This is a genomic window from Archangium violaceum Cb vi76, from assembly GCF_000733295.1.
Classification (GTDB): domain Bacteria; phylum Myxococcota; class Myxococcia; order Myxococcales; family Myxococcaceae; genus Archangium; species Archangium violaceum.
This window is the reverse complement of the sequence record NZ_JPMI01000308.1, coordinates 1-21,801: the sequence shown is the minus strand read 5'-3', so window position 1 is coordinate 21,801 and position 21,801 is coordinate 1. Positions and strand designations below refer to the sequence as shown.

Sequence of the window (21,801 nt, the reverse complement as noted above, 5' to 3'; positions counted from 1 at the left end):
GNGTGCCACGCATCCCGGGTTGAACCCCTGTCCACATTGGGGTCCATGGGTTGGAGAACAGGGCCAGATACCCTCACCCCGACCCTCTCCCGAGGGGAGAGGGAATGTAACGGGATTGGCGCCTCCTGGCCGGGTCAGCCCCGAGCGAACGCCAGCAGGTCCGCGTTGAGCTGATCCTTGTGGGTGGCGGCGAGGCCATGATCGCCACCGGGATAGATCTTCAGCGTCGCTCCCTTGACGAGCTGGGCCGAGCGGCGCGCCGAGGCGTCGATCGGCACGATCTGATCGTCATCGCCGTGGATGATCAGCGTCGGCACGTCGAACTTCTTGAGATCCTCGGTGAAGTCGGTCTCGGAGAAGGCCTTGATGCAGTCGAGCTCGGGCTTGAGGCCGCCCATCATTCCCTGCATCCAGAAGCTGTCGCGCATGCCCTGCGAGACCTTCGAGCCCGGGCGGTTCGCACCGAAGAAGGGCGTGGTCAGATCCTTGAAGAACTGCGAGCGGTCCGCGGCAACGCCCTTGCGGATGTCGTCGAACGCGGAGATCGGCAGTCCACCGGGGTTGGCGGCGGTCTTGAGCATGATGGGCGGCACCGCGCCCACCAGCACCGCCTTGGCGACGCGGCTCGTGCCGTGCCGGCCGATGTAGCGCGCCACCTCGCCGCCGCCCGTCGAGTGGCCGACGAGGATGGCCTTCTTCACATCCAGCTTCTCCAACAGCTCGGCGAGATCATCGGCGTAGGTGTCCATCTCATTGCCATTCCAGGGCTGGCTGGAGCGGCCATGCCCGCGCCGGTCATGGGCGATGGTGCGGAAGCCGTTGGAGGCGAGGAAGACCATCTGGTCCTCCCAGGCGTCGGCGGTGAGCGGCCAGCCATGGCTGAACACCACCGGCTGACCCGAACCCCAGTCCTTGTAATAGATCTGCGTGCCGTCCTTCGTCGTGAACATCGCCATGTGTGGGCTCCCTTGGTTCCCGAGGTTGGCGACGTATAGCGACGGCGCACCCTCCCTTGCCTCCCTCCCAAGAGGGACTCGTCCCTCCCCCGGTGGGGATCGAACACTCCGCCCGTGACCATTTGACCAGAACTCCGAATCTGGTCATGAGATGTCTGTCAGGGACCGATCGTGACGGAGTGGGCCACGTTGCGCAGCACCTGCTCGGCGGCTCCGGGCGACGTGGGGTCCACGCCGTCCAGCCACTGGTCATACGTCAGGTGGAGGGTGCGGCTCGCCTCCAGCGCGTCCGGGGTGAGCGAGAGCCCGTCCAGCCAGACCTCGGCGTTGGTGAGGCTGGCCGACTCCAGGCGGAAGGATTGCTCGGGTCCACCGTTGGCGGGGAGGATTCGGCCTTCCAGCAGCAGGGTCCTTCCCTCCATGTCCACCTCCGGCGTCAGCCCCTCGGCGTCCGCGTCCGCCGGCGCGAAGACGAGGCGGGCCCGGCAATAGCTGCCAGGCGGCGGTTCCAACGTCCCCAGCGCCTTCGGCTCGCCGTCCGCGAGCTCCAGGCCGCTCACGTGGGGGATGCCCAGCCGCCGGGGCGTGTTGGCCTCGTGCGCCTCGGCCGTGCCGATGGGGGAGAGCGCTCGTAACCACCGCCACGCGCTGCTCGTCTGGCAGGGGAAGATCTCCACGCTCCCCAGGGTGACGTGGGCCCGATTCAGGGTGATGCGGTCACCCCGGTCGTTGGTGAACTGGCGCGTGGTGCCTTCCACCAGAGTCTGGTGGGAGGGACGCAGGTCGAGCCCGAGATGGAGGCGGACGCCCTCCTCGCGAGCGCCGCAAGCGCAGAGGGCCAACAGGAGGAGGGAGGCGGTGCGGGACTTCATAGATCGTAGACGATGGAGGCCTGGAGGATGGGGCTCTGGCGGACGTCGTCCAGGAGGTTGAGGACGGGCACGCGCACCCCGAGCTCCACGATCACGTCGGTGACGGGGCTGAAGAGCACGTCCGGGGACACGAAGGCGAGGAACCCGCTGCCCACCGGATCGGCGACGCCGCGCAGCTCGCTGGGGCCCTCGAGGCGGCTGTCCACGGCGAGGCGCACGGCCCAGCGCGGGCTCGGCTGGAGCTGCGCGGCCAGCGTGGTACGCAGAGAGGCTCCGGCACGGAAGCCCTCGCGCCCGCGCGTGGGGAGGTAGCCCGTGGCGCTGGCGAGGAAGGACCAGTCACCGCGGAAGGTCGAGTAGGAGAGCCCCAGGAGGGGATCCAGGGAGGCGGTGCCGAGCTGCGCATCGAGCGACAGCGGGCGGCCGTCCGCGTCTTGCACCGTGGGCGAGGTGGGCAGCCGGGCCCCGGCGAGCACGCCGATGAGGTGGTTCGCCGAGAACTCGCGATCCCGGAAGATGAAGACCTTGGCGCCGACCTCCATGTCCCCGGGGCCCCACGCCGTCTCGCGCGAGAGGCTGATCTGCTGCAACGAGCGCGTCTGCAGGGGCAGGGTGGCGGACAGGAAGAGCCAGGGCAGGGGGGCATAGGCCACCGACAGGTCCATGCGCAGCTCGCGCAGGGTGGAGGCGTCCACGGCGTCCTGGCCGATCGTCAGACTCCAGGCGCGCACCTGGTTGGCGAGCCGCAGGCGCCCGGCGAAGGGCTGCTCGGTGCCCATGGAGGTGAGGGTGGGATCTCCACAGGCGCAGGTGGCGCAGGCCCGTCCCTCCAGGGGGACGAGCAGGGTGGCCATGAGCAGGGGGGCGGCGAGGCATGACTTCCACATGACGCGGTGCACTCTAGCGGCCGGGGCCCGTCACCCCCCCTGTGGCGAGTTGTCGCGGTCAGGTGACATGCGGATTCCAACGCTGGAGTCGCCATGGCATGACGCGGTGTTTCATATGTTGAAGGCCCAAGGAAAGCCGCATGACGTCTGATAGTTTCGTCAGACACCCGGGAGTGCGGCCGTGGAGGGACGCCCGCTCCTCTGTCCAGGAGGCAATGCATTGATGAAGTCGAGCCGCTTCGAAGGCGTTACCCCCGTAGTACGGGGCAAGCGAGTGACGATGAAGCAGCGAGCGAATGTCCTGTGCACGACAATCGCTCTCACGGTGGTCTCCGGTCAGGCGGCATGGGCGCAGGAGCAGGGCGCGCCGGTACCGGCGCCCACACCAGCACCAGCGCCGGCAGCGCAGGGCGGGACGGTGCAGGGCAAGGTCACCGCGGCCTATGGAGACCCGCTGTGGGGGGTCGTCGTCTCGGTGCGGGGCACGAAGCAGAGTGTCCAGACGGACATGCAGGGCAACTACACGCTCACGGGCGTGGCTCCGGGTGAGCGCACCCTGGAGGTGCGGGGCGAGGGCTTCATGAGCCAGACCCGCAAGTTGACGGTGGCGGCGGATGCGCCGGTCCAGGCCGACTTCGCGCTCGAGCTGGATCTCCTGGCGGTGGAGGAGATCGTCGTGACGGCGCAGACGCCGGACCGGAAGATCCGCTCCAGCACGGCCATCTCGACCCTCAACGAGGAGGAGATCAAGGCCCGCGCGCCGCGCAACACCGCGGACCTGATGCGCATCGTCCCCGGCTTCTACGTGGAGAGCTCGGGTGGTGAGGTCGGCGGCAACCTGTTCGTCCGCGGCCTCCCGGCGGATGGCTCCTACCGCTACGTGGCGCTGATGGAGGACGGCATGCCCGTCTTCGACTCCACGGAGCTCTTCTTCGTCAACAACGACATCTTCCTGCGCGTGGACGAGAACATCGAGCGCATGGAGGCGGTGCGCGGCGGTACCTCGGCCCTCTACGGCAGCAACGCGCCCGGTGGTGTCGTCAACTTCATCAACAAGACGGGTGGCGACAAGCTGGCCGGCACGGTCCGGGCTTCCACCGCCACGGCGGGGCTGTACCGGCTCGACGCCAACCTCAACGGCCCCATCGGGGACGACTGGCGCTTCTCCGTCGGCGGCTTCTACCGCTTCGACAATGGCGTGCGGTACCCGGGCTTCCCCGCGTCCACTGGCGGCCAGTTCAAGGGCAGCCTGATGCGCACCTTCCACACGGACAAGGTGGATGGGCATGCGCGCGTGACGTTCAAGTACCTCAACGATCGGAACACCTTCTACCTCCCGCTGCCCTTCCGCGGCCGGTTCGACTCGAGCAACCGGTTGACGGGCTATGACTTCGTGGACGGTTTCCCCACGGATGGCACGCTCACCTCGCCCGAGGGCGTGAATGCCCAGGTGCCGCTGCCTCGCGGTGCGGGTCTGCTCAACCTCCCGCTGGACAATGGCCAGCAGCAGATTGGCGGCTCCGCCATGGGCGAGCTTCGCCTGTACTTCCCCGGGCTGCGGCTCGAGGTGCAGGACAACCTCCGGGCGATGGTGATGGATCACAGCTGGAACGCGATGCTGCCGTTCGAGCTGCGTGACGCGAATGCCTGGGCCGAGTCGGTCGTCGGCGCGGGCACGCCCTATCGGATCACCTGCACCAACCTGCCCGGCGCTCCGGAGCTCGGCACGGGCGCGTGCTCCACGCCCAACGGGCTCGTGAACCTGGGCGGCCAGTGGCTGATCAACAAGCCCATGAGCAACGTGTCCAACCAGCTCCGGCTCATCAAGTACGGCTCGCTGGGTCCCACCGAGCACACGCTCTCCGGCGGCCTCTACCTCGGCTACTACACGGCGGACAACCGCTGGCAGTTCAACGACATCGTCACCAACGTGCGCAGCCGCCCGAACTTCCTGGACCTCCAGGTGCTTGATGCGCCGGGGGGCTCCGTGGTGCGCAGCGTCACCCAGAATGGCTTCCGCCGCTACCTGAGCAACTACACCAACGGCACGGGCAACGCGACCATCGCTGCGGCCTTCCTCGGCGATGAGGTCAAGATCGGCGAGAAGTTCCGCATCGACCTGGCCGGCCGTGTCGAGCGCAACTCGTTCCAGCAGAACGTGGAGCGGACGGCCTCGTTCGACCTGGGAGATCCCACCACCAACGCGGATGACAACGCGCTGTTCGGCACGGGCAAGTTCCAGCAGGTGACCACGTCGCTCACCGACTGGGCGCTCTCGGGCGGCGTGAACTACGCCCTGTCCGAGCAGGCCTCGGTCTACGCCCGCAGCAGCCGCGGATACAAGATGCCGCTGCTCGACCAGTACCTAACCGCCACGGATCCGTCCGACCCGGCGTTCCCGCGGACGCCGGAGTTGCTGTGGCAGAACGAGGCGGGCATCAAGCTGGGTGGAAGCTGGTACGCCCTGGCGGCCGTGGCCTACTGGATGCAGATCGAGAACTTCCCCAGCCAGGACGCCCGGGTGGATCCGGACACGGGGGACACGAGCTTCGTCACCGTGTACGCGGGCAAGGCACAGACGTTCGGCCTGGAGCTGGAGGGCGCGGTGCAGCCGGTCAAGTGGTTCCGTGGGCAGGCCATGTTGACGCTGCAGGACCCGCGCTACACGGAGTTCAACGAGGGCGCGGAGGACTTCTCTGGCAACCGCATCCGCCGCATCCCGCAGGTGATTGGCGATGTGACGGGCACCTTCATGTACGGAAACGCCAGCCTCGGCATCAACTGGAACTACGTGGGCCACCGGTTCTCGAACAACGCCAACACGGTGGACCTGCCCGGCTTCGGCCAGTTCAACGTCCGCGCGGGCTATACGTACGAGAACTTCACCCTGGACCTGCAGCTCTTCAACGCGCTCAACAGCATTGGCCTCACCGAGGGCAACCCGCGCGTGGACGAGTCGCTCGGCGCCGTGCCGGACCTCTTCCTGGCCCGGCCGATCCTCCCGCGGCGCCTCATGCTGTCGCTGACCGCGCGCCTGTAGCCGCGGCGAGCAGCACCCGATGAACGACGAGCCCGGCGGCCCCATGAGGATCGCCGGGCTCGTTTCATGCCGGGGCCTCGGCCCGGGGCTTCCGCTCAGCCCTCGGAGGGCTCCGGGGTCTTCTCCTTCTCGGCGGCCGGGGCCAGCTCGAAGTCGAGGATCTCGAACGTGCCGTCGGCGAGGTCCGCTTTCTCCACCAGCTCCACGCCCTGGCTACGGGTGGCGGACAGCACGTCCTCGCGCACCGGCCCGAAGCCGGCGAGGGTGGCCGCGTTCGCCACGAGCTTCATGCGGATGACGCCCCGGCCCACGCCCGCGCCGGACTCGCTCTTGCGCTTGTTGATGGCCTGCTGCGCGGCCTCGGCGATGGCGAAGGAGGCCGGGTTGGCGGGCTTCTCGATGCCCGCGAAGGTGCGCGCGTCGGGCCAGCGGGCGCGGTGGATGCTCTTGCGGCCCGTCTCCTCGGCGAAGGCCCAGCTCCACACCTCCTCGGTGATGTAGGGCAGCACGGGGGCGAACAGCCGCAGCAGCACGTTGAGCCCCAGCCGCAGCGCCGCCACCGCCGAGCCGCGTGCCTCCTCGCCACCCGAGGACTCTCCGCGCGCACGCGCCTTCACCAGCTCCAGGTACGTGTCCGTGAAGCTCGCCCAGAAGAAGCTCTCCGTGTTGGCCAGCGCCGGGGCGAACTCGAACTCCTGGTAGGACGCCGTCGCGGCCTCCACCACGCCCGCGAGCCTGGCCACGAAGGCCCGGTCCAGCTCGTGGGTGATGGGGTGCTCCTGCGCCGTCTGGCTCAGCACGTACTTGCCGGCGTTGAAGAGCTTCGTCACCAACCGCTTGCCGACCTTGAACACCTTCTCGTCGAAGGCCGTGTCCGTGCCCAGCCGCGCCGAGGCCGACCAGTAGCGCACCGCGTCCGCGCCGTAGTTCTCCAGCAGGTGCATGGGCGTGATGACGTTGCCCTTGCTCTTGGACATCTTCTTGCGGTCGGGATCGAGGATCCACCCGGAGATGAGCACGTGCTTCCAGGGGATGGTGTTCTCGTGAAGCATCGCCTTGGCGATGGTGTAGAAGGCCCACGTCCGGATGATCTCGTGGCTCTGCGGGCGGATGTCCGCGGGGAACAGCTTGCGGTGGCGCTCCGGATCCAGCTCCCAGCCCGAGGCGATCTGCGGCGTCAGCGAGCTGGTGAACCAGGTGTCGAACACGTCCGACTCGGCGGTGAAGCCGTTGGGCTGGTCGCGCTGCGAGGCGTCGTAGCCCTGGGGCACGTCCACCGTGGGATCCACCGGGAGCTGCTCGCTCGTGGCGACGATGGGCTTGTCGTGGATGGGGTTGCCGTCCGCGTCCAGCGGGTACCACACGGGGAACTGCACGCCGAAGTAGCGTTGACGGCTGATGCACCAGTCGAGCTGCAGGTTCTCCGTCCAGTTGCGGTAGCGCGAGCCCATGTGCTCGGGGTGCCACTTCACCCGATCGCCGAAGCGCAGCAACTGCTCCTTCTTGTCCATGAGGCGGATGAACCACTGGCGCGTGGAGATGAACTCGAGCGGCTGGTCTCCCTTCTCGAAGAACTTCACCTCGCGCTGGATGGGCTTGGGCTCGCCCTGGAGCGGGACGCCCATGCCGGGCTTCGCCGCGCCATCCTCGCGCCGCAGCAGCTCCACCATGGCCGTGCGCGCCTGCTTCACCGTCTTGCCCAGCAGGCCCGCGTAGAAGCCCTGCGCGGCCGGGGCATCCAGGCTCTCCCAGCCCTCCTCCCCGAAGGTGACGGCCATCAGGCGCCCGTTGCGGCCGATGATCTGCCGCAGGGGCAGCTTCTGCTGGCGCCACCAGAGCACGTCCGTGGCGTCACCGAAGGTGCACACCATGAGGATGCCGGTGCCCTTGGTGGGGTCCGCCAGCTCGCTGGGGAAGATGGGCACCGGGACGCGGAAGAGCGGGGTGATGGCGCGCTTGCCGAACAGGCCCTTGTAGCGCTCGTCGTCCGGGTGCGCGGTGACGCCCACGCAGGCGGCCAACAGCTCCGGGCGCGTGGTGGCGATGGTGAAGCGCGCGTCCGAGCCCTCCACGCCGAACTCGATGTCATGGAACGCGCCCGCCTGGGGCCGGTCCTCCACCTCGGCCTGGGCCACGGCCGTCTGGAAGTCCACGTCCCACATGGTGGGGGCCTTCACCGAGTAGGCGTGGCCCTTCTCGTACAGGTCCAGGAAGGACAGCTGCGCCAGCTTGCGGCTGTCGTCGTCGATGGTGGCGTACTCCTCGGCCCAGTCCACCGACAGGCCGATGCGCCGGAACAGACCCTTGAAGACCTGCTCGTCCTGCTGGGTCACCTGGTGGCACAGCTCGATGAAGTTGGGGCGCGAGACGGTGCGCGGCGGCTGCTTGGAGGACTCGGCGGTGGCCGGCTCCAGACGGAGGCCGGGCTCGTGCGGGGTGCGGACGTCGGCGCGGACGTTGAAGTAGTTCTGCACCCGGCGCTCGGTGGGCAGGCCGTTGTCGTCCCAGCCCATGGGGTAGAAGATGTTCTTGCCGAGCATCCGCTGCTGCCGGGCGATGACGTCCGTGTGCGTGTAGCTGAAGATGTGGCCCACGTGCAGCGAGCCGGACACCGTGGGCGGCGGGGTGTCCACGACGAACGTCTCCTCGCGGGTGCGCGAGGGATCGAAGTGATAGGTGCCCTCCGACTCCCACCGTGCATCGAGTTTCTTCTCGATGCTCTCGGCTTCGAAGTGCTTGGGGAGGAGTTCGGGGTTGATGGAACGGACCGTCTTCATGGCCGCGAACATGCCAAGGAGGCGTGTCCGCTGCTACTGAGATCTCCGGTGCCGCTCCCCCCGGGGGCTCACTTCGCGTCGAGGGTGGTCAACGTGAACGCGCGCAGGGAGCTGAAGAGGCGCGTGGAGAGCTGCTCGTATCGCGCGTGGACCTCCTCCTCCGCCTCGAAGGACTCATCGTTCCACGAGCCCATGCCCCCGACATCCACCACTGAAGACATCCACCACCGAGCAGGCCAGGAGCCCGCGGAGTTTCTCCTCCGGGGGCTGGAATGTCAGGATCGAGGTCACCTGCCATCCGCTCGGCTGCCCTCCTGGCCGCTCCACCCCTGTAGAGGGCTGTAGAAACGGCCTTCACCCGCGGTCCGGATTCCTGGGAGAATCGTCGAGTGTGCTAAACAACGCACCACTGACTGACTGATACTGCCCCCCTATGCTGGAATCCCTCTCCGTACCGAAGCGACGCGTGGCGGCCCAGTTCGTCCTGCCGGGTGGTGCCTCGCGCAACGTGGCCGTGTTCCTCGCCGAAGCCGCTCCTGGGCACACCGGTGGTGAGCGCCTGTCGGACCTGCTCAACAACAGTGGCTCCCTGTTCATCCCCGCGGTGGACGCGGACACGGAGGCCATGACGTTCGTGCACTGCGAGAACCTCGCCCTGGCGCGCGTGGCCGCCGAGCTCGAGCCCAACGTCGTCGATCAGTTCACCATCCCCACCGAGCACGAGGTGGAGGTGACGATGATGGACGGCCAGAAGCTGCGCGGGCTCATCACCTACGTGCTGCCCGAGGCCCACTCCCGCCTCACCGACTACCTCAACAACAGCGCGCCCGCGTTCTTCCCCGTGTTGGAGGGGGAGCGCGTCGCCCTGGTCAACAAGCGCCACGTCGCCTACGTGGAAACCCTTCGCCGCTGAGAAGCCTGAAAAGCCATGGCTCGGTTCGACGCCTTCATCGAGAAGCTCTACAAGGAAGCCGGTGTCGCCATCATGTTGGAGACCGGCAGCGGCATCAATCTGCGGACCGCCGCGGGCAACGTCCCCATGGTCAAGGCGGGTCTCAACTCGCAGCAGATCATCGGTGCGCTCTCGGAGATCCTCCCCGCGGACATGCGGGGCAGCTTTCCCACCGAGGGGGTCTCCACCTTCTCCTATGCCGCTCCCGCGGGCGCGGTGCAGGTCAAGGTGCAGAACGTCGCTGGCCACCTGAAGGTGGCGCTGGTGCCCCAGAAGGCGGCGCCGGCCGCGAACGTCGTCGCGGTGCCGCTCCCGGCTCCGTCCACGGCCGCGCAGACTGGCCTGGATCTGCCGCCCGCCTCCGAGGATGACAAGCTGGAGCTGGCCTCGCCGGCGGACATGATGGATCTGGCCGCTCGCGGTGCCGGTGGCGCCTTCACCGCCGGCCCCGGCGCCACGGCGCGTGCGCCCACCGCTCCGGCCGCCGGGCCCCGCGCCGTCCCCACCGCCGCTCCGGCCGCCGCCAAGGCCCCCACGCCGGCTCCCGCCGCCGAGGTGAAGTCCTCCATCCAGGTGATTCCGGTCAACGACGGGCCGGACTCGGATGCGGCCCAGGCCCTGCGCGCGCTGCTGGATCGCATGCTCGACAAGAAGGCCTCGGACCTCCACCTGTCCAGCCAGGTGGTGCCCATGCTGCGCATCGACGGCGACATGGTGGCGCAGGAGGACTACCGGCCCCTCACGAACGATCGCCTCAAGGCGATGCTCTGGACCATCGCTCCGGAGAAGAACAAGAAGCAGTGGGAGGAGACGCGCGACACGGACTTCGCCCACGAGACCGAGCGCGCCCGCTTCCGCGTCAACGTCTTCGAGGACCGCAAGGGCATCGGCTCCGTGATGCGGCAGATCCCCACGAAGATCATGTCCGCCGAGGACATGGGGCTCTCCAAGCACATCCTCGACCTGTGCTTCCTCAGCAAGGGGCTGGTGCTCGTCACCGGCCCCACGGGCTCCGGTAAGTCCACGACCCTCGCCGCGATGATCGACTACATCAATCGCAATCGCGAGGACCACATCATCACGATCGAGGACCCGATCGAGTTCGTGCACCCGAACAAGAAGTGCCTGGTCAACCAGCGCGAGGTGCACGTCCACACGCACGGCTTCAAGAACGCCCTGCGCGCCGCCCTCCGTGAAGACCCGGACATCGTGCTCGTCGGCGAAATGCGAGACCTCGAGACGATCGCCATCGCCATCGAAACGGCCGAAACGGGCCACCTCGTGTTCGGAACGCTGCACACCAACACGGCGCCCTCGACGGTGGACCGCATCATCGACCAGTTCCCCGCGGATCGGCAGGAGCAGATCCGCATGATGCTCTCCGAGTCCCTCAAGGGCGTCATCTCGCAGATGCTGGTGAAGAAGATCGGCGGAGGCCGCGTGCCCGCGCAGGAAGTGCTCCTGTGCACCAGCTCCGTGGCCAACCTCATCCGCGAGGGCAAGACGTTCCAGATTCCCTCCATCATGCAGACCTCGCGCGGCATCGGCATGCAGACGCTCAACGATGCCCTGCTGGATCTGGTGAAGAAGAAGCTCTGCGAGCCCAACGACGCCTACATCAAGGCCATCGCCAAGGCCGAGTTCAAGCAGATGCTGGAGCGCTCGGGCTTCAAGATCGATCTGCCCACCTCCTGAGCCAGGGAAGAGGACACGCCGTGACCCGGGAGCTGTCCAGGGTCACGGCCACGTCCACCGCTGCTCAGTCCAGCGAGGCCTGGTCCGCGAAGAAGACCACGCGGCCGCCGCTGGCCGGGCTGGTGCTGCCGTTGTAGCCCTCGGTGACCGTCCACAGGTTGGTGCCGCTGCCCGTGGCGTGCATGCCCTCGGGCATCCGCGCCCACTGGCCGCTGCCGGACAGGTAGGCCGTGCGCGAGGCCCCCGTGGACACCTTGAAGAGGGCGCCGCTGTAGCGTGTCGAGCTCAGCCAGTACGACGTGGTCGCCGTGGTGGTCATGATGGGGGCCACGCCCTGCACGTTGGGCTCGTTCATGATCCAGGCGCGCTCGGGGGCCACCAGGCCGCTGACCGTCTTGAGGCGGTACGTGGTGGAGTCCACCGGCCAGCGGTAGAGCCGCCCGCCGAGCCCCGGGGTGGAGCCGTCATACGGGCACCCCGTGCCGGTGTTGTTGCAGTACTCGCCCGAGAGCAGCACGTCCGTGGCGCCGCGCGTGTCCTTGCCCAGGAAGGAGAACTTGGGGCGGCACGGGCTGACGATGCTCGAGGGCACCACGTACGCGCTCACCTGCGGCAGCACGTACTTGTAGCCGTAGGCGCACCACTCGGTGCCCACCTTGCCGATCGCCGTCTCGCACGCGGTGCTGGTGCTCACCTGGCGGATCTGCGTGAGATCGAACACGCGCACGCCGTCCGCCGTGTCCGCCATGTAGAGGTAGTTGCCGTACCAGGCCAGGCCGCCGCCGTGCTCGGGGATGGTGGTGAAGTTGCCGGCGCTGGTGGGCCGCACCAGCAGGAGGTGCCGGTAGTTCACCGCGCTCAGGGACATGTCCGAGATGTCCGCCACGGAGACGCGAACGCCCTTGTCCGGGCTGCTCAGCGTGTAGTGCCACGCGACGATGGCCACGTTGGTGCTCCCGGACACGCCCGCCGTCAGTCCCTGCGGCACCCAGTCCGTGGTGGCCATGTCGCCGTCGTTCCAGCGGAAGCCGCCCTTGTAGCCCACGGCCGCCGGGCGGTTGGTGGAGGTGAGCACCGGGCCCGCGCGGTTCAGGTCTCCCAGGATGGCCGGCAGCCCCAGCGCCGGGCCCACGCCCGTCATGTACGAGGCGTAGGTGCTCCACGTGTTCTGGTCCTGCAGCTTGAGGCAGCTCGCGTCATGGGCCGTCAGCGGCGCTCCCTCCGTGAGCGCCTGCTGCCCGGTGCCCGTGGTCTCGTCTCCCGGCTCCGACTCCAGGGCGGGACCGCACCCCGCCAGCCCGGCCCCCGTCAGCCACGTCGCGATGAAGAGTCCCCGCGTCTTGTTGAAGCCCATGTCGTTCGTTTCCTTCTGGGAAGTAATGGAAGGCCGGACTTACATGAGTTTGCGTGAATGTTACAGTGGCTTCAGGGGCTCACGGTGGGCGCACGGTCAGGAGCGAGAGGGGCGGATACCCTCACCCCGTCCCTCTCCCGGGGGGCGAGGGGAGGGTGTTGGCGAAGGTGTTTCGGTTAGGGTTTCTCCATGGCCACTGGTGAGCGCGACGGGCTTCGGACGTATCTCCATGAGGCGCCTGGGGCCCGGTCGCTCCAGGATTGGACCTGGGGGCTGGCTCGGTGGGGGACGCCCGTCCTCGTCCGTGCCGCGCTCGCCATCGCCGAGGCCTGTGTGGACCGGTGGCGCCGGGGCGCTCCCAGGGACGAGGGCTGGCAACGTCACTTCGCCTCGTCGACCCTGCCGGAAGAGGCCCTGGTGGCCCTGCGCGCGTGGCTGGCGCGGGGAGCGCCGCCTGGAGACGCCGGGCTCGCGTCGTGTACCGCGGCCCTTCGCGACCTGGTGGGCAATGCGGAGTTCTATGATGACGAAGCCGTGGGCGGCGGTGCCGAGCGCGAACAGGCCGTGGCCTCCGGGCGAGCGATCCTGATGGCCCTGGAAGCGTCCCTGTGGACGGCGGAGCGCGCTCTCGAGGGCGTCTCGGACGAGGCCGAGCGCCAGGCGATCGCGCGCTCGGGGCCCGCACCGGAGCTCTGGGAGGCCGTGCGGGCGTATCGCCACGCACTCCCGGATCGCTCGGAAACCACGGTCCGGGAGCTGATTCGCGACGGTCTACGTTAGAGGTGGAAGTGCCCCGCCGCCTCCGGCTGGTACGGCACGGCGACGATGCGGAGCGTCCGGGTACGGCCGCCTGGCATGGGCCAATCGATGGACTGGCCCACGGACAGCCCGATGAGGGCGCTCCCGACAGGCGCGAGCACGGAGACGCGGCCTTCGTCGCCGCGAGCATCCCATGGGTAGCAGAGCGTCACCTCCCGGCGCGTGCTCGTCTCCTCGTCCTCGAAGACGACGGTGCTGTTCATCGTCACCACGTCCGGAGGGATCTTCTGGGAGCTCGTCACCTCGGCCCGGGCCAGCTCCAGATCCAACATCTCGGCCAGGTCGGCGTTACGCCCACCGCTGTATTGCTCGATGACGCGCTGAAGGCGCTCCAGGTCGGTCTCCGTGACGATGATGCGTCGCTCTTGGGTCATTCCGTATTCCTCGTGGGGCAGTGGCCGCGTTGCGGCCGGGGTTGGGTCGTGAGAAGCCAGGGGAGGCGAGGGGCGTGGTCCCGTGCCGGACGAGACAGCGGCGACGCTGGGGCGTGCCTGTGCCGTCTTCAGCGGGGACCGGGACGCCGCGCGCCCGGGCTCAGAACTGGGGGCGTGCGGCGCGGGACTGGAGCCAGGCGGTGGCCCGGCCGTGGGCGAGCAGCACCCGACGCACCACGGCCCAGCGCGTACCGGACTTCATCGCAGCTGGGCGGGGGGACATCATGGGCTCGGTCACCACGGGAATGCGCACGGTCTCGTGCGCGGACATCGGGCGAGTATAACTGTCCGCCGTTCCCGGGCAAGCCAGGTCTCCGGTGCCCGCGCCTCGAGGTCATCGTGAACCAGCCCGCCCGCCTGAGCCATCACCCAGCAGCCGAGAGTGACGATGCCTTCCTCTTCGAGCTCTACGCGAGCACTCGAGCCGAGGAGCTGGCGGCCTGGGGCTGGAGCGCGGCGCAGCAGGAGCCCTTCCTGCGCATGCAGTGGTTGGCGCAGAAGCGCGGTTACGAGGCGCGCTACCCCTCCGAGGGCCACTGCATCCTCGAGCACGAGGGCCGGCCGGTGGGCCGTCTGTGGGTGGTTCGCGGCGAGCACGAGCTGCGCCTGGTGGATGTGACGCTGCTGCCCGCGTACCGGGGCTCGGGCCTGGGCACCTCGGTGCTGCGCGCGCTCCAGGAGGAGGCCGCGGCGGCCGGCAAGCCCTTGAGGCTCCACGTCATGCGGAACAACCCGGCCCTGCGGCTCTACACGCGGCTGGGGTTCACGCCCGTAAGCGACGTGGAGGTGGAGCCGGCGAATCCGTATTGTGAGCTGCAGTGGCCCGCGCCCGGCGCCGTTTGAGCACCGGGCGGGGCCTCTCCCTACCTACCGGAGCAGCAGATTCTCCGGCGCGGGCGCCACCGTCCTGAGCACCTGGCCGGGCTGTCCAGCGGTGGCAGTGACGACGGTGGCGGTGCCGGGGATGAATCCTCCGCCGTTACCGCCATTGCCGCCGCACGCGCCGCCGCCGCCCGCCGTGGTGATCGACGAGCCCGTGGTCGCCGCGGCGTTGTTTCCGGGGTTTCCTCCGTTCACCACGGTGCTTCCCGTGATGGTGGCCGCCGAGGAGGAGAGCAGGTGGATGATGCCGCCACCGCCACCGCCACCGCCACCCTCGCCCGTACCACCATTGCCATTGAATCCATCCGCCCCGTTGCCTCCGTTGGCCTGGATCGTTCCCGCCAGGGTGATGGCCCCCTTGGCCGCGACGATGATGACCCCCCCCGCGCCTCCGCCCGTGCCGAGAATCGAGGCGCCCGCCGTCCCGGGATTGGTGCCACTCTGGCCGTTCGCGGTGATGCTCGCCCCCGAGATGATGCGCACGCTGCCGCCGGAGGCGATGATCAGCGAGCCGCCGCCCGCGCCGCCGTTGGCGCCATCTCCCGCGTAGATACGGGCGCCGGCTCCACCTCCCGCCACCTGCGGGCGCAGCACCTGGGCGGCTTGGAGCCCGCTGATCGCCTGTCCGCCGCTGTAGGTGGAGGCCGGGGTCCGTGCGACCCCCTGTGGGGCCTCGCCATTTCCGGTGTCCTCCACACCCTGAGCCACCACGATCCTGCCGGTGCCATTCACGGTGATGTCCCCCGTGGCGCGCAGCAGGGTACCGCTGGGCACGGTCAGTACCCCCGAGATGGTGATGGTGCTGAACTGGGTGTTGAGGCCCGCTGGCAGGCTCGCCACATTGGCCGGATCGGTGAGATCCAGCGTCTGTCCGTTGAGGAGGTTGAGGGCGCCCGCCGAGCCATCCCCATAGAGCCCCACCGCGCCGGACGGACCCTGGGGGCCCGCGCCACCCGGGGTACCCGGGGTACCCGTGTCGCCCTTGGGGCCATTGCATACGTAGCGGGTGAGGGCGGCGTCCACCTCGGCCGTGTCCAGAGTGCTGTTGCCATTGGCGTCCACGCCGGCCTCGAGCTTGACGCCGCCGGTGGCGCAGTTGGCCCCGGCCGCCTCGGCCGACGTCTTCACCAGGGCCCGGGCTCCCGCCGCGCCCGTGGCGCCGGTATCGCCCTTGTCTCCCTTGTCGCCCTTGGTTCCGGGGTCACCCTTGGCGCCCGGGACGCCTTGGATACCCTGGGAGCCGTTGCACACGTAGCGGGTCAGGGCCCAGTCCACTTCCGGCGCATCCAGCGTGCCGTTGCCGTCCGCATCCACACCGGCCTCGAGCTTGATGCCGCCGGTGGCGCAGTTGGCTCCGGCCGCCTCGGCCGACGTCTTCACCAGCGCGCGCTTTCCTTCCGGACCCGAGGGGCCCATGGGTCCACCCGCGGGGCCGGGCTCACCCCGGGCTCCGTTGCACACGTAGCGCGTCTGGGCCGCGTCCACCTCCGCGTCGTCCAGGGTGCCGTTCCCGTTGGCATCCTGGCCGACCTCGAGCTTCGAGCCCGCCATCGCGCAGTTGGTACCCTCAGGCTCGAGCGTGGTCCGCAGCAGCGTGCCCGCGCCCGACGCTCCGGGTTGTCCCGCCGGTCCTTGGGGCCCTTGAGGTCCTGCCTCGCCCTGCGGTCCCGAGGGGCCTTCGGCCGTGCAGGCCGAGAGGGCCAGTGCTGCACAGAGGGACATGACTCGGAACCCGGAGGGTCCCAGTTGGAGTCGCAGGAGAGTCGGCATCGTCATCGGCACGGTCCTTTCGAGAACCAGTTGCAGTTGCAGATGCGCAGTATGTGCCAGTCCGTGGCTGGAAGGTGTGACTGGCTTCACAACGCGTTTCGTCAGGGGTTGACATCGAGTCCTGGTCCTTCGTCCCGGGACATGGTTTGTTTCCGGCTCAACACTCGGCACCCAACAGGGAGCACACATGTCGGAACAGTTTATCGGGGAAATCCGGATGTTCGCTGGCAACTTCGCGCCTCGGGGCTGGGCGTTCTGTCAGGGCCAGCTCCTGCCCATCGCGCAGAACACCGCCCTCTTCTCCATCCTGGGCACCACCTACGGTGGCAACGGGACGACGACCTTCGCGCTGCCGGACCTGCGCGGCCGCTACCCCATGCAGCCGGGCCAGGGGCCGGGACTGTCGCCGCGCACCCTGGGGGAGCAGGGCGGCACGGAGACCGTCACCCTGATCGCCAATCAGATGCCGGCGCACACCCACTCGCTCAATGCCAACCTGAATGAGGGCAACAACGAGTCGCCCGAAGGCTCCGTGCTATCGGCCTATCCTCCGGGCACGACGCCGACCACGTACAACACCACCATCAACACGACGATGAACCCCGCGGCCATCGGCATCGCGGGAGGCAGCCAGCCCCACAACAACATGCCGCCCTTCCTCTGCGTGAACTTCATCATCGCGCTCCAGGGCATCTACCCCTCGCGCAACTGACGCGGGCCGGGCGCCCGGGGTCCTCGGAAGGCCCCGGGTTCTTCCCCCGCTCAGGACTTCGCGTTGGCGGACTGGGGCTCGGTGAGCACCGGGGCGGCAGGGGGCACCCGCGCCGCGCGGGCCTGGAGCCGCGAGCCCACCAGCGACAACAGCGCCCCCAGCGAGCGCACCGGCTTCGCGTCCGGCTCGACGATGCGCATGGCCAGGAAGGCCGCGGCCAGCCGCGCCACCGAGGACAGCAAGAAGAGCACGTGCAGGTTCACCCAGAGGTGGCCCCCGAGGGTGAACTCGGTGGGCAGCAGGCTCGCCAGTCCCCCGCCCAGCGCCGAGGCCGCCGCGTAGGCCAGGCCTCCCGCCGTGGAGAACGCCGCCAGGTAGAAGGGCCGGCCCCGGCGCGGCGCCACCGACAACGGCAGCGCGAAGATCGCCAGGCCATGGCCTCCCCAGAGCACCCCCGCCAGCACCACGTCCGCCAGCAGCGGCCAGAGGAACGTGGCCGTCGGGAACAGCCAGATGGCCGGGATGACGCCAATCCCCAGCGAGCACGCCAGCAGCACCGGCTGCGCCCCCAGCCTGTCGATGAGCCTGCCCCACACCGGCGCGGCCAGCATGCGCATCCCGGCCACCGCCGCCAGGTACAGCGCCATCGTCAGGAAGCTCATCTTCAGGTTCTTCAGCATGTGGAACGAGAAGAAGGGCGCGGAGATCCCCACCGCCGCGTTCCACGCCACCTGGTACACCAGCACCCGGCGCGCCCGCTCGTCCCGCAGCGGCAGCAGCGCCACGCCGAAATCCAGCTTCGCCTTCTCCTTGTGGGGCGCCGGATCATGCTGGCGCGCCATCAGCACCGTCGTCACCCCGCCCGCCACGCACGCCAGCGCCGCCAGCAGCGGCAGGCCCAGGCCCACGCCCTCGGGTGGGCGCAGCCTGTCCATCAGCACGCCCGCCACCAGCGACGCCAGCGTGCTTCCCAGCGTGCACAGCGCCGTGCGCCGGCCGAAGAAGCGCCCCCGGATGGACTCGGGCACCAGCTCGCCCATCCACGCCACCCAGGCGTTGTTCCCAATGACGCCCAGCACCGCCGACACCGCCGCCACCCCCACCAGCAACCGCTGCTGTCCCTCCAGCTCCAGCGGCAGCCACGGCAGCACGCACAACGGCAGCATCACCTGGCGCGACAGGCACACCGCCGTCAGCGCCACCCGCCGGTGCCCGAAGGTGGACGTCAGCCACGCCGCCGGGAACTGCACGAACTGGGCGAAGAAGGGCAGCGCCGTCATCACCCCCACCAGCAACGGCCCCAGCTTCAGCGCCAGCGCCCACGCGGTGAGCACCGTGGCTCCCGCACACGCGGTGAACACCTCCGCCACCATCCCCTCGGCCACCGAGGTCTTCAGGGAGCCGCGCAGAGCGCTCCGCGCCTCGGTGCCCGGAGTGGAGGTGGGAGTCGTGCCTACCGGCGGCGCCCCCATCAACGGCGCGGCGGAGCCCGGCAGCGAGTTTCCGGGCCGGAAGAGGGGGACGGCGGTGGCCAGGGCAGCGAAGCTGCGGAGGACGTGACGGCGCAGGACGGCGAGAGACACGCGGACCCTTGAGGCGGCGGAGGGAAGCACCCTCGTCTCTCATGACGCACCGCACCCACTCAAACCGACCCCTGGCGCCCGCTCGCCCCCCTTCCAGGCCCGGTGCCTGCTCGTTTCCGCAGCAAACAGGTGCAGTTCACGAGGTCTTGAACTATATGAACGGCGCAGAGGGAGAAGAGGGGTACATGGAACTCGCGCGTGAGCTGGCGGACTTTCTGGGGAGCGTGGAGCAGCGGCTGGGCACCATGCTGGAGGACGGGGATGCGGGCCCGGGAGTGAAGGGCGACACGCTCATGGAGGCCGCGCGCCACCTGTGCATCGGCACCGGCGGCAAGCGCGCCCGCCCCATGCTGGTGCGCCTGTTCGGCGGCGCGGTGAACGTGGCCCCCGAGCTGCTGGTGGACGTGGCCGTGGCCGCGGAGATGATCCACTCCTCCAGCCTCCTGCACGACGACGTGGTGGACGCCGGCATGTACCGCCGCGCCCGGCCCACGGTGAACGCCCGCTGGGGCAACATCGTCGCCGTCATGAGTGGAGACCTCATCCTCTCCACCGCGCTGCACCGCCTGTCCCACCTGGACGCGCGCCTCACCCAGACGGCCCTCTCCGTGGTGGTGGAGATGTCGCGCGCCGCCATCACCGAGGTGGAGGCCCGCGGCAACCTGGAGCTGCCCCTGGAGCGCCTGCGCTTCATCGCCGAGGGCAAGACGGGCTCGCTCTTCGGCTGGTGCGGCAGCGCCGCCGCCACGCTCGGCAACCAGCCCGAGGCCGCCAGGCGCTTCGATCTCTTCGGCCGCCGCTTCGGCGTGGCCTTCCAGATCGCCGATGACATCCGCGACGTGCTCGGCACGGACCCGGGCAAGCCGCGCTACGCGGACGTGCTCTCGGGGACGCCCTCGCTGCCCATCCTCCTGGCGGTGGCGCGAGACGGGACGCTGAAGAACAAGCTCAAGGACGCGTGGGCCTTCACCACCGTCAACCCCGAGCGCACCCGCGCCATTGGCGACGCCATCGAGGCCACCGGAGTCGTCGAGCTGGCCATGGAGCGGATGAACAAGGAGCTGGAGGCGGCCGTGGACGCGCTGGGGCCGTACGCGCAGCAGGGCACGGGCGCCGAGCTGGTGGACTGGGCGCGCAAGCTGTCGGTGGGCATCGCCGCCCAGGCGCAGGAGCGGAGCCGCGCCGCATGAAAGGCTACCTGTGGACGAGCGGTCTCGAAGCGGCCCGGGGGGAGGGCTCCAGCAACGGTCATCTCGCTCCCTGGGAAGCCATCGCCATCGACGCGGTGGGCAACGTGATCGAATTCTGGGGCTTCAAGCGCAACCAGGGCCGCGTCTGGGCCCTGCTGTACCTGCGCGGTGAGCCCCTCACCGCCGGGGAGCTCGAGCGCGAGCTGGAGCTGTCCAAGGGCGGCGTGTCCATGCTGTTGAGGGATCTGGAGCGCTGGGGCGTGATCCGCCGCGTGCGCTCGCCGCAGGACAGCGCCTGGCGCTATGCGGCGGAGACGGACCTCATCCGCATGGTGTCGCACGTGATTGAAGAGCGGGAGGCGGGGTTCATCGAGCGCATCCGCGCGGACCTGGCCGAGGCGCACCGGCTGGCGGTGGAGACGGGGAACGTTCCCCGTGAACACCTGGCGCGGCTGGAGAAGATGGCCACGCTTGCCGAGCACGTGGAGCGCGCGCTACGGCTGTTCATCAAGACGGCACGGTTGGACGTGGGCGGCATCCTCGGCGCGTTGCGCGAGGACTCGCCGAGGCAGTGAGGCGGCCGGGGAGCCGAGGGAGGCACGGATGGACTCGCATTACGATCAGGTGATGAAGGCGCGGAGCACGGCGGATACGGCGGCCATGAAGCTGTACTTCGCCTATTCGACCATCCTGGACCGGGCGGCCTTCGAGGAGTGGAGGGCGCAGCACAGCTACGAGTTCTTCGAGCTGCCCGAGGGCAAGCTGGCCGAGGCGCTGGACGTGGACCTGGTGTACGACTTCCCCTCGAGGTGGTGGGGAGGGAGGGTGGCGGGGCTGACGGACGCGCCGGGCAAGAGCGTGTACGGGAGGCTGTTCGAGATTGGCGGGAAGGACTGGCCGATCATCCAGCACAAGGAGGGCGCGGTGACGAGCATGAGCGTGGAGCGGCTCGTGCGCGTCCGGGTGGAGGGGCAGGAGTTGCAGGCGACGGCGTTCGTGACGTCGCCGCGCCGGGCGTCCACCGAGGGCCCCATCAGCCAGCGGTTCATCGACGCGCTGGTGCGCGGCGCGGAGAGCGCGGGACTGCCCGCGGAGTACATCGAGCGCCTGCGCCGCGGGGAGTAGGGGAGGGCGGGCGAGTGAATCCCCTTGGTTCGGGACCAAGGGGTCGCGGGTTCAAATCCTGTCTCCCCCGACCATTCGAAAGCCCTGGAGCCCTCCAGCAGCAAACCAGCAGCAAGCGGCGAAAGCTGCACGGTGGCCAGAGGGCCCGGCGTACCCCAGCCGTTCCGCGACTTCGCGGACGGTAGGCAGCCAGCGGGGCTCAATAGCTCCCGGTGGTTCAGGGCTCCAGCTGAAGGTTGGGAAAGCCCAGGGGCTTGAAGGGCGCGTAGTCCGTGCGGCGCGCCACGCTGGGACACAGCGGATACTCCGCTTCAGTCTCGAAGCCGACTGACTCGGCGAGCTTCAGGAGGGCCAGGCCCTCGATCATGACATGGCGGTTGGGCTCATACGTATAGTCATAGTCCCGCGTGGACTGAAGCTTCTGCATCTTGCGCTCGTACTCGCCGAGGAGCGTGGGGAAGGCCCCCAGAAATGCGGCCTGGTCCTTCGAGTACAGCGCCTTGCAGAGGTCTAGCCGGGGATCGCTCTGCCCGCCCAGCACCTGCTCATACTGGGCCAGCGCACCCTGGAGGGCTGGCGCGTCGGCAGGGTCCTGCCTGATGAAGGTATGGAGGAAGAAGGCATAGGCGAAGTCGTCCTCGTACTCGTGCCCCTTCCACCATGTGGTGGGCGATAGCGCCGCAATCTGCCTCGCCAGCTTCCATTGGCCCGCGGCGATGGCATCGAAGAAAGGCCCGGTAACGCTCGCGCGCC

At 69.1% G+C, this 21,801-nt stretch carries 19 protein-coding genes and 1 tRNA gene; 10 read left to right on the top strand and 10 right to left on the bottom strand.

Translation table 11 applies throughout. From position 1 onward, the window contains the following. Positions 1–134 precede the first annotated feature (134 nt). From Q664_RS42945 to Q664_RS42935, 3 genes are all read right to left on the bottom strand, one after another. A complete protein-coding gene (locus Q664_RS42945; protein ID WP_043410290.1) occupies positions 135–956 on the bottom strand; it encodes an alpha/beta fold hydrolase in 822 nt (273 codons plus the stop codon). Positions 957–1,114: 158 nt separating this feature from the next. Next, positions 1,115–1,828 (bottom strand): hypothetical protein, encoded by a 714-nt coding sequence (locus Q664_RS42940; protein ID WP_043410286.1) that lies wholly within the window; start codon positions 1,826–1,828, stop codon positions 1,115–1,117. After that, a complete protein-coding gene (locus tag Q664_RS42935) occupies positions 1,825–2,715 on the bottom strand; it encodes a hypothetical protein (protein WP_043410283.1) in 891 nt (296 codons plus the stop codon). Before Q664_RS42935 ends, Q664_RS42940 begins: the two co-directional genes overlap by 4 nt. Positions 2,716–2,995: 280 nt before the next feature. Here Q664_RS42935 and Q664_RS42930 point away from each other — a divergent pair, with 280 nt between their 5' ends. Further along, positions 2,996–5,755, top strand: a complete 2,760-nt coding sequence (locus Q664_RS42930) for a TonB-dependent receptor (RefSeq protein WP_160174630.1) — start codon at positions 2,996–2,998, stop codon at positions 5,753–5,755. Between the two features lie 95 nt (positions 5,756–5,850). Here Q664_RS42930 and valS read toward each other — a convergent pair whose 3' ends face one another. Further along, the gene (gene valS, locus Q664_RS42925) at positions 5,851–8,532 is read right to left on the bottom strand and encodes a valine--tRNA ligase (protein ID WP_052519388.1); all 2,682 of its coding nucleotides are present in this window, start codon (positions 8,530–8,532) and stop codon (positions 5,851–5,853) included. A gap of 68 nt (positions 8,533–8,600) precedes the next feature. Beyond that, entirely contained in the window at positions 8,601–8,753 is a 153-nt protein-coding gene (locus Q664_RS59620) for a hypothetical protein (protein WP_160174629.1), read from the bottom strand. Positions 8,754–8,998: 245 nt separating this feature from the next. On the opposite strand from Q664_RS59620, the gene Q664_RS42920 reads away from it, so the two are divergent. Together Q664_RS42920 and Q664_RS61765 are read left to right on the top strand one after the other, a co-directional pair. Then, a complete protein-coding gene (locus Q664_RS42920) occupies positions 8,999–9,445 on the top strand; it encodes a hypothetical protein (protein ID WP_052519386.1) in 447 nt (148 codons plus the stop codon). 15 nt (positions 9,446–9,460) lie between these two features. Then, positions 9,461–11,179, top strand: coding sequence for a type IV pilus twitching motility protein PilT (locus Q664_RS61765; RefSeq protein WP_043410278.1), 1,719 nt, complete (start codon positions 9,461–9,463; stop codon positions 11,177–11,179). 64 nt (positions 11,180–11,243) lie between these two features. Here Q664_RS61765 and Q664_RS42910 read toward each other — a convergent pair whose 3' ends face one another. Beyond that, complete coding sequence (locus Q664_RS42910) at positions 11,244–12,533, bottom strand: LVIVD repeat-containing protein (RefSeq protein WP_043410276.1); 1,290 nt, start codon at positions 12,531–12,533, stop codon at positions 11,244–11,246. A gap of 189 nt (positions 12,534–12,722) precedes the next feature. Here Q664_RS42910 and Q664_RS42905 point away from each other — a divergent pair, with 189 nt between their 5' ends. Further along, entirely contained in the window at positions 12,723–13,313 is a 591-nt protein-coding gene (locus Q664_RS42905) for a hypothetical protein (RefSeq protein WP_043410274.1), read from the top strand. Here the strand turns inward: Q664_RS42905 and rnk are convergent. Continuing rightward, complete coding sequence (gene rnk / locus Q664_RS42900) at positions 13,310–13,726, bottom strand: nucleoside diphosphate kinase regulator (RefSeq protein ID WP_043410272.1); 417 nt, start codon at positions 13,724–13,726, stop codon at positions 13,310–13,312. The two genes, Q664_RS42905 and rnk, sit on opposite strands and share 4 nt — an antisense overlap. 399 nt (positions 13,727–14,125) lie before the next feature. Here rnk and Q664_RS42895 point away from each other — a divergent pair, with 399 nt between their 5' ends. Then, complete coding sequence (locus Q664_RS42895) at positions 14,126–14,629, top strand: GNAT family N-acetyltransferase (RefSeq protein ID WP_235217094.1); 504 nt, start codon at positions 14,126–14,128, stop codon at positions 14,627–14,629. 24 nt (positions 14,630–14,653) lie between these two features. Here the strand turns inward: Q664_RS42895 and Q664_RS42890 are convergent, their stop codons facing one another. Then, positions 14,654–16,390 carry a DUF7151 family protein gene (locus tag Q664_RS42890; protein ID WP_425117469.1) on the bottom strand — a complete coding sequence of 579 codons (1,737 nt, stop codon included), beginning with the start codon at positions 16,388–16,390 and terminating at the stop codon, positions 14,654–14,656. 235 nt (positions 16,391–16,625) lie between these two features. Here Q664_RS42890 and Q664_RS42885 point away from each other — a divergent pair, with 235 nt between their 5' ends. Beyond that, on the top strand, positions 16,626–17,150 hold the full coding sequence (locus Q664_RS42885; protein ID WP_043410270.1) for a phage tail protein: 525 nt from the start codon (positions 16,626–16,628) through the stop codon (positions 17,148–17,150). 50 nt (positions 17,151–17,200) lie between these two features. On the opposite strand, the gene Q664_RS42880 is transcribed toward Q664_RS42885, so the two are convergent. Continuing rightward, on the bottom strand, positions 17,201–18,733 hold the full coding sequence (locus tag Q664_RS42880) for an MFS transporter (RefSeq protein WP_043410267.1): 1,533 nt from the start codon (positions 18,731–18,733) through the stop codon (positions 17,201–17,203). Between the two features lie 185 nt (positions 18,734–18,918). Between Q664_RS42880 and Q664_RS42875 the strand changes: the two genes are divergently transcribed. From Q664_RS42875 to Q664_RS42860, 4 genes are all read left to right on the top strand, one after another. Then, a complete protein-coding gene (locus Q664_RS42875) occupies positions 18,919–19,923 on the top strand; it encodes a polyprenyl synthetase family protein (RefSeq protein ID WP_043410293.1) in 1,005 nt (334 codons plus the stop codon). Beyond that, positions 19,920–20,498, top strand: coding sequence for a GbsR/MarR family transcriptional regulator (locus Q664_RS42870; RefSeq protein WP_043410265.1), 579 nt, complete (start codon positions 19,920–19,922; stop codon positions 20,496–20,498). Before Q664_RS42875 ends, Q664_RS42870 begins: the two co-directional genes overlap by 4 nt. 28 nt (positions 20,499–20,526) lie before the next feature. Then, entirely contained in the window at positions 20,527–21,048 is a 522-nt protein-coding gene (locus Q664_RS54240; RefSeq protein WP_063934860.1) for a gamma-glutamylcyclotransferase, read from the top strand. Beyond that, positions 21,039–21,122: transfer RNA gene (locus tag Q664_RS42860), tRNA-Pro, on the top strand. Before Q664_RS54240 ends, Q664_RS42860 begins: the two co-directional genes overlap by 10 nt. 143 nt (positions 21,123–21,265) lie before the next feature. On the opposite strand, the gene Q664_RS42855 is transcribed toward Q664_RS42860, so the two are convergent. Next, a partial coding sequence (locus Q664_RS42855) for an Imm49 family immunity protein (RefSeq protein WP_043410261.1) occupies positions 21,266–21,801 on the bottom strand: 536 nt, incomplete at its 5' end.